The 7,693-nt window shown below is 71.3% G+C and carries 5 protein-coding genes; 4 read left to right on the forward strand and 1 reads right to left on the reverse strand.

Annotated features, from left to right (window positions below; genetic code table 11):
* Window positions 1-24: 24 nt before the first annotated feature.
* Window positions 25-1,125 carry a LacI family DNA-binding transcriptional regulator gene (locus BGM09_RS07935; RefSeq protein ID WP_188280732.1) on the reverse strand — a complete coding sequence of 367 codons (1,101 nt, stop codon included), beginning with the start codon at window positions 1,123-1,125 and terminating at the stop codon, window positions 25-27.
* A gap of 392 nt (window positions 1,126-1,517) precedes the next feature.
* Between BGM09_RS07935 and hisC the strand changes: the two genes are divergently transcribed.
* From hisC to cydD, 4 genes are all read left to right on the forward strand, one after another.
* Window positions 1,518-2,603: a histidinol-phosphate transaminase gene (gene hisC / locus BGM09_RS07940; protein ID WP_188280733.1), complete on the forward strand. Its 1,086-nt coding sequence runs from the start codon at window positions 1,518-1,520 to the stop codon at window positions 2,601-2,603.
* Between the two features lie 180 nt (window positions 2,604-2,783).
* Window positions 2,784-4,286, forward strand: coding sequence for a cytochrome ubiquinol oxidase subunit I (locus BGM09_RS07945; protein WP_223186491.1), 1,503 nt, complete (start codon window positions 2,784-2,786; stop codon window positions 4,284-4,286).
* 32 nt (window positions 4,287-4,318) lie between these two features.
* Window positions 4,319-5,341 (forward strand): cytochrome d ubiquinol oxidase subunit II, encoded by a 1,023-nt coding sequence (gene cydB / locus BGM09_RS07950; protein WP_188280735.1) that lies wholly within the window; start codon window positions 4,319-4,321, stop codon window positions 5,339-5,341.
* Window positions 5,342-5,383: 42 nt separating this feature from the next.
* The coding region (cydD, locus tag BGM09_RS07955) for a thiol reductant ABC exporter subunit CydD (protein WP_188280736.1) at window positions 5,384-7,693 on the forward strand (2,310 nt) is incomplete at its 3' end.

A 7,693-nucleotide genomic window follows, 5' to 3' on the forward strand; every position in this document is an offset into this window, starting at 1 on the left:
AACCGGCCGGACGAACGCTGTTCCTCAGCCGCCCGCGGGCCCCCGCGGATGACTGACCGTCGTGCGGTGCGCGCGCCGCTGCGAAGAGGTGCGGACGATCAACTCGGTCGGCATCACCTGCTGTACGGGATGCGCGCCGCCGCCGCCCTCGATGGCGTCGATGAGCAACTGCACGACCGCCGTACCGATCCGCCGCGGCTTCAGAGACAGCGTGGTGACCGGCGGTTCCGTGCTGGCGTAGACGGTGCTCTCGCTACAGCAGACCAGCAGCAGGTCGTCGGGCACGCGCAGGCCGTAACGGCGGGCGGCGGCCAGCAGATCGGTGCCGTTGGGGTCGAAGAGCCCGTAGACGGCGTCGGGCCGGTCGGGCCGCGCCAGTAAGCGGTCGGCGGCGACCGCGCCCGCCCGCGGGTCGTGCGCGGGATACGACTCGTAGACCGGCTCCTGGCCGACCCGCTCGCACCACTCCAGATACGCGGTGGTGGACAGCCGGGTGTACGTGTCGGTGGTGGTGCCGGTGAGCAGGCCGATCCGGCGGGCGCCGGCGGCGGCGAGGTGGTCGAGGATGCCGAGGACGGCGGCCTCGTGGTCGTTGTCGACCCAGGCGTGCACGGGCAGGCTGCCCGCCGGGCGGCCGTCGCTGACCACCGGGACGCCCTGCCGGACCAGTTCGGTGACCAGCGGGTCGTGGTCGGAGGGATCGATGACGACGGTGCCGTCCAGCGCCACGTTCCCCCACACGTCGTGCCGGGAGGACGCGGGCAGGATGACCAGGGCGTAGCCGCGGGCCAGCGCGGCGGAGGTGGCGGCCCTGGCCATCTCCGCGAAGTACGCGAATTCGGTGAAGGTGAACGGTTCTTCGCCGTAGGTCGTCACCGTCAGGCCGATCAGGCCCGATCTGCCGGTGCGCAGTGTGCGGGCGGCGGCGGACGGGCGGTAGCCCAGCCGGTCGGCGACCTCGCGCACATGGCGGCGGGTGGCGTCGGGCAGTCGGCCCTTGCCGTTGAGTGCGTCGGAGACAGTCGTGATCGAGACTCCGGCGGCGGCGGCGACGTCCCTGATGCCCGCCCGCTCGAGCCGGCGTCCGATGGGCCGGCTCGCCTGGTGGTTCCCTGCTGCTGTCATGGCCTGCCGATATTAGGACGGCGCTGGTCCGGACGGCGCCTGCCGGTTCTACCCCCCAGAAGATAGGTTTCTGCAAGATCGAACCCCGTATGCAAGGTGGAATATGCAGGCGGCAGGGCGTGCCTCGTGGGTGATACCGGCGCGGGTGCGGCCGATGCCCGTCCATTGGTCCACCGACACGAGTGACGTCAACTCACTCCTACGAGGGACGCGGGTGGGTTTTTTTGCCGTCTTCTCTCCTCCAGACTTCGTCCGGGGGTGCCCCCATGGCCGCTTGAATCCGGCGTGCACCCCCGGCGGAGCCGCGCTCCGCCGGGAACCGTCGTGTGCGGCGGCCGGGCTGTGGGGTACCGCACCTCCACAGGGGCCGCGGGCACTCGTAGGGTGTGGCCATGACCCCCAAGCTGCGCGCGGAACTGGACGGCATCCCCACGTACAAGCCCGGACGACCCCCGGCCGTGGACGAGAGCGGTGCCCAGGCCGGGCCCGCCTTCAAGCTGTCCTCCAACGAGAACCCGTACCCTCCGCTGCCCGGTGTGCTGGAGGCGGCCACCGCCGCCGCGGCCACGTTCAACCGCTATCCCGACCTGGCCTGCTCGGCGCTGACCGCCGAGCTGGCGGGACGTTTCGGCGTGCCCGAGGCGCACGTCGCGACCGGCACCGGCTCGGTCGGCGTGGCCCAGCAGTTGCTCCAGTCGACCTCGGGCCCCGGTGACGAGGTGATCTACGCCTGGCGGTCCTTCGAGGCGTATCCGATCATCACCCGGATCAGCGGCGCGCTGCCGGTGCAGGTGCCGCTTGACGCGGACGAGGTGCACGACCTGGACGCGATGGCGGCGGCGGTCACCGACCGCACGCGGCTGATCTTCGTCTGCAACCCCAACAATCCGACCGGCACGGTGGTGCGCCGGGCCGAGCTGGAACGATTCCTCGACCGGGTGCCGTCCGACATCCTGGTGGTGCTGGACGAGGCGTACCGCGAGTTCATCACCGACCCCGATGTTCCCGATGGAATCGATCTGTACCGGGACCGTCCGAATGTGGCGGTGCTGCGGACCTTCTCCAAGGCGTACGGCCTGGCGGGGCTGCGGATCGGCTTCGCGGTGGCGCACGAGCCGGTGGCGGCGGCGCTGCGCAAGACGGCGGTGCCCTTCGGCGTCAGCCAGCTCGCGCAGGACGCGGCGGTCGCCAGCCTGCGCGCGGAGCCCGCGCTGCTGGAGCGGGTCGCGGGCCTGGTCACCGAGCGGACCCGGGTGGTCGAGGCGCTGACCGCGCAGGGCTGGACGGTGCCCGAGACGCAGGCCAATTTCGTATGGCTGCGGCTGGGGGAGCGTACGACGGACTTCGCGGCGGCGGCCGAGCGGGCCGGCACCACGGTCCGCCCCTTCGCGGGCGAGGGCGTACGGATCACCGTCGGCGAGACCGAGGCCAACGATCTGCTGTTGCGGACGGCCGAGAGCTTCCGCAAGGAGCTGTGAGGCGGCGGAGCGGCTGTCGGCGCGACCCCTCGAAACCTACTCCCACCTGCACTTTCGCCCCTTGCGACCCCCCGGTCGCAGGGGGCGAACTGCTGTGCGTGATACTGAGCTTGTGAATGTATTCACGTTCACAAGCTGATCGGGTTGTAGGAGAAAAGGAGACGGATCGTGCAACTCGCAATGGGTCCACTGGACGTCGCCCGATGGCAGTTCGGCATCACGACCGTCTACCACTTCCTCTTCGTGCCGCTGACGATCTCGCTGTCCGCGCTCACGGCCGGACTCCAGACCGCGTGGGTGCGCAGCGGCGACGAGAAGTACCTGAAGGCCACCAAGTTCTGGGGCAAGCTCTTCCTGATCAACATCGCCATGGGCGTGGTGACGGGCATCGTCCAGGAGTTCCAGTTCGGCATGAACTGGTCGGACTACTCGCGCTTCGTCGGCGACATCTTCGGCGCCCCGCTCGCCTTCGAGGCGCTGATCGCCTTCTTCTTCGAGTCCACCTTCATCGGCCTGTGGATCTTCGGCTGGGACAAGCTGCCGAGGAAGATCCACCTCGCCTGTATCTGGATGGTCTCGATCGGGACGATCCTGTCCGCGTACTTCATCCTGGCCGCCAACTCCTGGATGCAGCACCCGGTCGGCTACCGCTACAACCCGACGACCAAGCGCGCCGAACTCACCGACTTCTGGGCGGTGCTCACCCAGGACACCGCGCTGGCGCAGTTCTTCCACACCATGTCCGCCGCCTTCCTCACCGGCGCCGCGTTCATGATCGGGATCGCCGCCTACCACCTGGCTCGTAAGCGGCACATCTCCGTGATGCGCTCCTCGCTGCGACTGGCCCTGGTCGTCGCCGTCGTCGCGGGCGCGCTCACCGCGATCAGCGGCGACACCCTCGGCAAGGTCATGTTCAAGCAGCAGCCGATGAAGATGGCCGCCGCCGAGGCACTGTGGGACGGCCAGAAGGGCGCGCCCTTCTCGATCTTCGCGGTCGGCGACGTCAGCAAGGGTCACAACAAGGTGGCCATAGACATTCCGAACCTGCTGTCCTTCCTGGCCACCGACGACTTCAACGCCTACGTGGGCGGCATCAACGACGTCAACAAGGAAGAGCAGGCGAAGTACGGCCCAGGCGACTACCGGCCCAACATCCCCGTCGCCTACTGGGGCTTCCGCTGGATGATCGGCTTCGGCGTCGTCTCGATCGGCGTCGGCGCGGCGGGCCTGTGGCTCACCCGCCGCAAGTTCTGGCTCGCGCCCGCGCACCGCACGGGCGAGGACGAGGTCCCGAAGCTGATGCTCACCAAGAACGGCGGGATCTGCCCCCGGCTCAGCCGCTGGTACTGGCGGATCGCCCTGTGGACCATGGTCTTCCCGCTGATCGCCAACTCCTGGGGCTGGATCTTCACCGAGACCGGCCGCCAGCCCTGGGTGGTCTACGGCGTCCTGCGCACCCGCGACGCGGTCTCCCCCACGGTCTCCACCGGCGAGGTCTTCACCTCCCTGATCGTCTTCACCCTCCTCTACGCGGCCCTCGCCGTCGTCGAGGTGCGGCTGCTCCTGAAGTACGCCAAGGCGGGACCGCCGGAACTCACCGACGACGACCGCCGCTCCCCCACCCGGATCGGCGGCGACGACGACGGCGCGGACGCCGACCGCCCGATGGCCTTCTCGTACTGAGAACTCATCCCTCGTACTGAGAGGAGTGCGACATGCATCTGCACGACGTCTGGTTCGTCCTCATCGCGGTCCTGTGGACCGGCTACTTCTTCCTGGAGGGCTTCGACTTCGGGATCGGCGTCCTGACCAAGCTGCTGGCCCGCGACCGTACCGAGAAGCGGGTCCTGATCAACACCATCGGCCCGGTCTGGGACGGCAACGAGGTGTGGCTGCTCACCGCGGGCGGCGCGACCTTCGCGGCCTTCCCCGACTGGTACGCCACCCTCTTCTCTGGCTTCTATCTGCCGCTGCTGATCATTCTGGTCTGCCTGATCGTGCGCGGCGTCGCCTTCGAGTACCGCGCCAAGCGCGACGACGAGCGCTGGCAGCGCAACTGGGAGAACGCCATCTTCTGGACGTCCCTGGTCCCGGCGCTGCTCTGGGGCGTCGCCTTCGCGAACATCGTGCGGGGGGTGAAGATCGACGCGAACAAGGAGTACGTCGGCGACTTCTGGGACCTGCTCAACGGGTACTCGATCCTCGGCGGACTCGTCACCCTGAGCCTCTTCACCTTCCACGGCGCCGTCTTCGCCTCGCTCAAGACCCTCGGCGACATCCGCGACCGCGCCCGCGCGCTGGCCACCCGCGTCGGCGTGCTCACCGCGCTCCTCGCGGCGGCCTTCCTGATCTGGACCCAGGCCGCCCACGGCCACGGCCGCAGCCTGCCCGCGCTGATCGTCGCCGTCGTCGCCCTCGTCGGGGCCCTCGGCGCCAATCTCGCGGGACGCGAGGGCTGGTCGTTCGCCCTGTCCGGCGTCACGGTCGCGGCGACCATCGCCATGTTCTTCCTGACGCTCTTCCCCGACGTCATGCCGTCCTCGCTGAACAACGCCTGGAGCCTGACCGTCACCAACGCCTCCTCCACGCCGTACACGCTGCGGATCATGACGTGGTGCGCGGGCATCGCCACACCGCTCGTCCTGCTCTACCAGGGCTGGACGTACTGGGTCTTCCGCAAGCGCATCGGTACCCAGCACATCGCGGGCGCCCCCGCCGGCGCCCCCGCCGGGCACTGACGCCCCGCCGGGCACTGACGCCCGCATTCGACCCGGAGAGGAATGTTCCACGTGAAACCTGTCGATCCGCGACTGCTGCGGTACGCGCGTACGACCCGGGTCTTCCTCGCCGGGGCGGTGCTGCTCGGGCTGGCCGGGGCGGGGCTGATCATCGCCCAGGCGGTGCTGATCGCCGATGTGGTGGTCGGCGGATTCCGGGACGGGGAGGGCGTCGGGGAGCTGCGCGGGACGCTCGCGTGGCTGGTGGCGGTCGCCGTCGGGCGGGCGCTGGTCGGCTGGCTCACCGAATTGTGCGCGCACCGGGCGGGGGCCGCGGTGAAGTCGCAGTTGCGCGGGCGGCTGCTGGAGCGGGCCACCGCGCTGGGCCCCGGCTGGCTGACCGGGCGGCGCGGCGGCGAGCTGACCACGCTCGCCACCCGCGGGATCGACGCGCTGGACGACTACTTCTCGCGGTATCTGCCGCAGCTCGGCCTCGCGGTGGTCGTGCCCGCGGTCGTGCTGGCCCGGATCGTCACCGCCGACTGGATCTCGGCCGCGACCATCGCGGTGACGCTGCCGCTCATCCCGCTGTTCATGGTGCTGGTCGGCTGGGCGACCCGCGAGCGGATGGACCGGCAGTGGAAGCTGCTGGCCCGGCTGTCCGGGCACTTCCTCGACGTCGTCGCGGGGCTCCCCACGCTCAAGGTCTTCGGCCGGGCCAAGGCACAGGCCGACAACATCCGCGCCATCACCGGCGAGTACCGGCGGGCCACGCTCAGGACGCTGCGGATCGCGTTCCTGTCCTCCTTCGTCCTCGAACTGCTCGCCACCATCTCCGTCGCGCTGGTCGCGGTCGGGATCGGCATGCGGCTCGTCCACGGCGAACTGTCCCTGCGGACGGGCCTGCTGGTGCTGATCCTCGCGCCCGAGGCGTATCTGCCGCTGCGGCAGGTGGGCGCGCAGTACCACGCGGCGGCCGAGGGGCTGGCGGCGGCGGAGCAGGTCTTCGAGGTGCTGGAGACGGCGCCGCCCGCGCCCGGCGGCGCGCCCGCGCCCGATCCGCGGTCCGCCACGATCACGGTCGAGGGGCTCGTCGTACGCGACGGCGGGTCGCTGGCCGCGACGACCTTCACCCTCGCGCCCGGAGAGACGGTGGCCGTCACCGGGCCCAGCGGGGTCGGCAAGACGACCCTGCTCAACGCGCTGCTCGGCTTCGTCCCCGCCGCCGAGGGGCGGATTCTGGTCGGCGACACCGACCTCGCCGCGATCGACCCGGCCGACTGGCACCGCCAGATCGCCTGGGTCCCCCAGCACCCGCACCTGTTCGCCGGAACCGTCGCCGAGAACGTACGGCTCGCCCGGCCCGACGCCGACGACGCCGCCGTACGTACCGCGCTCGCCGACGCCGACGCGCTCTCCTTCGTCTCCCCCGGCACCGTCCTCACCGAGGACGGCACGAACCTCTCCGCGGGTCAGCGCCAGCGCATCGCCCTGGCCCGCGCCTTTCTCGCCGACCGCCCCCTGCTCCTCCTCGACGAGCCCACCGCCAACCTCGACGGCGCCACCGAGGCCGGGATCGTCACGACCCTCCACCGTCTCACCGCCGCCCGCACCGTCCTCCTCATCGCCCACCGCCCCGCCCTCCTCCCCCTCGCCACCAAAGTCCTCCCCCTCCGACCCGGTCCCGTCGCCCCGCCGGACGCGGCGCCGACACCCGTCGCGGCGGCGGCCCGCGCGGCCGACCGGACGGATGTCCGGGAGCGGGCGGAGGCTGACGGCAACGCCCTCTCCGGGCCGCGGTCGGGGCCGGACGTGCTTCGGGTCCGTGGCGGCGGGGCGCGGGGGCGGTTCGTGGGGGCCGTCGCGCTGGGGGCGGCGGCGTTGCTGTCGGCTGTGGGGCTCATGGCGACGTCGGGGTGGCTGATCAGCCGGGCGTCGCAGCAGCCGCCGGTGCTGTATCTGATGGTGGCCGTGACGGCGACGCGGGCGTTCGGGATCGGGCGGGCCGTGTTCCGTTACGGCGAGCGGCTGGTCGCGCACGACGCGGTGTTCCGGGCGCTGGCCGGGGTACGGGTGGCGGTGTTCCGGCGGCTGGAGCGGCTGGCGCCCGCGGGACTCGGCGGGACGCGGCGCGGTGACCTGCTGTCGCGGCTGGTCGCGGACGTGGACGCCGTCCAGGACCACTACCTGCGGTGGCTGCTGCCCGCGCTGACCGGCGGCCTCGTGTCCGTGGCGACCGCGGCCTTCACCGGCTGGCTGCTGCCCGCCGCCGGGCTGATCCTGGCCTGCGGGCTGCTCGCCGCGGGCGTGGCCGTCCCCGCGCTGTCGGCCGCCGTCGCCCGCCGTACCGAGGCACGCCTCGCGCCCGCCAGG

Source organism: Streptomyces sp. CBMA29, from assembly GCF_014596445.1.
GTDB lineage: Bacteria > Actinomycetota > Actinomycetes > Streptomycetales > Streptomycetaceae > Actinacidiphila.

Bases quoted from the DNA above. Each gene is read 5' to 3' on its own strand.
- cydB (WP_188280735.1), top strand. From the start codon at position 4,319: ATGCATCTGCACGACGTCTGGTTCGTCCTCATCGCGGTCCTGTGGACC.
- BGM09_RS07935 (WP_188280732.1), bottom strand. From the start codon at position 1,125: ATGACAGCAGCAGGGAACCACCAGGCGAGCCGGCCCATCGGACGCCGG.
- hisC (WP_188280733.1), top strand. From the start codon at position 1,518: ATGACCCCCAAGCTGCGCGCGGAACTGGACGGCATCCCCACGTACAAG.
- BGM09_RS07945 (WP_223186491.1), top strand. From the start codon at position 2,784: ATGGGTCCACTGGACGTCGCCCGATGGCAGTTCGGCATCACGACCGTC.